Source organism: Streptomyces sp. adm13(2018) (genome assembly GCF_008042145.1).
In the GTDB taxonomy this organism is placed as follows: domain Bacteria; phylum Actinomycetota; class Actinomycetes; order Streptomycetales; family Streptomycetaceae; genus Streptomyces.
This window is the reverse complement of the sequence record NZ_RDBH01000301.1, coordinates 1-2,101: the sequence shown is the minus strand read 5'-3', so window position 1 is coordinate 2,101 and position 2,101 is coordinate 1. Positions and strand designations below refer to the sequence as shown.

The 2,101-nt window shown below is 74.4% G+C and carries 2 protein-coding genes; both read right to left on the bottom strand.

Annotation, left to right across the window (positions count from 1 at the left end):
• Positions 1 to 56: 56 nt before the first annotated feature.
• Complete coding sequence (locus EAO70_RS36860) at positions 57 to 527, bottom strand: RidA family protein (RefSeq protein WP_148007128.1); 471 nt, start codon at positions 525 to 527, stop codon at positions 57 to 59.
• Between the two features lie 89 nt (positions 528 to 616).
• Positions 617 to 2,101, bottom strand: a 1,485-nt coding sequence (locus EAO70_RS36855) for an alpha/beta hydrolase (protein ID WP_148007127.1), incomplete at its 5' end; no start/stop codon positions are given.

Genomic DNA, 2,101 nt, shown 5'->3' with positions numbered 1-2,101 from the left:
GCCCCGCCCTGGAGGCGGCGCTCCCGCATCCCCGGCTCGGCGCCGCCGCGCGGACGTCACTGGGCCGACTGGCCGCCGCCCACTGAGCGGAGCACCGGGCGGCCCGGGCCGGCGGGCTCCGGCCGCCGCTCGGGAACCAGCGCGAAGGCCTCGATCTCCACGAGCAGTTCCGGCCGGACCAGCGCCGACACCTGCACCGCCGAGCTCGCCGGCAGCGGCGCCCCCGCGAAGTGGGCGTCCCGGGCCTCCCGGACCGCCGGCAGGTGCGCGACGTCCGTGACGAAGTACGTCAGCTTCACCACGTCCCGGAACCCGGCACCCGCCGCGGCCAGACAGCGGTCCAGGTTGGCGAAGACCTGACGGGCCTGCGCCACGGCGTCGCCCTCCCCGACCACCGCGCCCGAGGCGTCGAGGGCGCACTGGCCGGATATCGCGACGAAGCGGCCCGTGCCCCAGACGACATGGCTGTACTGCGGGCTGGCGGCGATCCCCTCGGGAGCGGGTACGTGGGTCAGGTGGCTCGTCATGTCCCACATCCTCGCCCACGGCACTGACAACGCCCGCACCCCGGGGGGTGCGGGCGTTCTCGTGGGGCGCCGGCGGGCCCGGTGGGAGGTCAGCGCACGTGGCCGAGGAAGCCGTGCAGCGCGCTGCCCGGGGTCTCGGCCGCGGTCGGCTCGACCCGGTTCGCCGCGGCGGGCTCGGGATCGGGCAGCGTCGCGCAGGCGGCGTCCACCTCGGAGTCCCCGGTGGCGCGCGGGACCCTGCCGGTGGCCAGGTAGGTGGACAGGTGCTCGTCCATGCACTCGTTCCCGGCGAGGGTCACCCCGTGGTTCCCGCCGCCCTCCTCGACCACCAGGCTGGAGCCGCGCATCAGCCGGTGCAGGGCGACCCCGCCCTCGTACGGCGTCGCCGCGTCGTCGGTGGCCTGGAGGATGAGGACCGGCGGCACCTCGTCGTTGCTCACGTCCGGCGGCGTGAGCGACTCCACCGGCCAGAACGCGCAGGGCGCGTTGTACCAGGCGTTGTTCCAGGTGGAGAAGGGTGCCTTGGCGTGCACGTCCCAGTTGTCCTTGCGCCAGACGTTCCAGTCGCGCGGCCAGCCCGCGTCCCGGCACTGCACGCTCGTGTAGACCGAGTAGCCGTTGTCGGCGGCCGCGTCGGCCTCGCCGTACCGCTCGTACGCCTCGGTGAGCGGGGCCGGGTCCGCGTCGTTGACGTACGCGGCGAACGCCTTGGCCAGGCGCGGCCAGTAGCCGTTGTAGTAGGCGCCGGGCAGGTAGGTGTCCTCCAGCTCGCCCGGTCCGACCTTTCCGCCGGCGGGCTGCGCGCGGAGCGCGTCGCGCATCCGGTACCAGGCGGCCTCGACCGCCGCCGGGTCGGCGCCCAGCTTGTACACGGAGTTCCGGGCGGCCACCCAGGCCATGAAGTCCTTGTGCCGGGTGTCGAAGGCGTAGTCCTGCGCGATGTTGTCCTCGTACCAGACGCCGTGCGGGTTCACGGCGGAGTCCAGCGCCATCCGCCGCACCCGGTCCGGGTGGAGCCGCGCGTACACGGCCCCCAGGTAGGTGCCGTACGAGTAGCCGAGGTAGTTGATCTTCGGGGCGCCGAGTGCGCGCCGGATCACGTCCATGTCCCGGGCGCTGCTCACGGTGTCGATGTACGGCAGCACGTCCGCGTACTTCCGGCCGCACTCGGCGGCGAAGTCCTGTGCCCGCTCGATGGCGAGCCGCTCGCCCGCGGTGTCGTTCGGCACGGAGTCCGGGCGGACCGGTGCGAAGTGGCCGGGCCGGCAGTCGAGCGCGGGCTCGCTCTTGCCGACCCCGCGCGGGTCGAAGCCGATCACGTCGTACTCGGCGGCCACCTTCGGGGGCAGCGAGGCCGCCACGTACCCGGCCATGCCGCGGCCGCTGCCGCCGGGCCCGCCCGGGTTGACGATCAGCGGCCCCTGGAAGGTCTTCGCGGTGTGCGGGACCCGGGTGAGGGCGAGGGTGACGGTCCGGCCGGCCGGGTCGTCGTGGTTGAGCGGCACTCTGAGGGTGGCGCACTGGAGTTTGGGGTACGCCTCGGTGGCGCAGCCGGTCCAGGCGAGGGTGGGGAC